Genomic DNA, 401 nt, shown 5'->3' on the forward strand with positions numbered 1-401 from the left:
CTTAGTATCAAGTTTGAAGTGCGACATTTTTTACAGATGCGCATGAATATACTCCAGTGGTGTTCTATACCCAAGTCTTTTGCGTGGGCGCGTATTTAATTTGTGTGCGATTTCATCACAGAGCTCTTGCGTCACGTGAGACATGGAAGCACCTTTGGGTAAGTATTGTCGTATCAAACCGTTAGTGTTTTCATTAGTCCCTCGTTCCCATGAGTGGTATGGATTTGCAAAGTAAAACAGACAGTTATGCTGCTTTTCTAGTTGTTCATAACCGTGAAATTCAGTGCCATTGTCCGCGGTGATAGTCTTAAAGGGTAAGCCTGAGCGGATGATAAGTTCGCTCACTTTTGCATTGAGTGAAGCTGTGGTTCGGTTGTCGAGCTGGCCGATTAAAGTGAGGC

General features: G+C 43.9%; 1 protein-coding gene. It reads right to left on the reverse strand.

The genetic code is table 11. The features are described 5' to 3' along the window. Nucleotides 1-30: 30 nt before the first annotated feature. Nucleotides 31-401: IS30 family transposase (locus tag AACW06_RS20145; protein ID WP_192076393.1), on the reverse strand; the 371-nt coding region annotated here is incomplete at its 5' end.

Origin of the sequence: Vibrio sp. S12_S33 (genome assembly GCF_963889785.1) — a bacterium.
GTDB classification, from domain to species: Bacteria; Pseudomonadota; Gammaproteobacteria; order Enterobacterales; family Vibrionaceae; genus Vibrio; species Vibrio aestuarianus.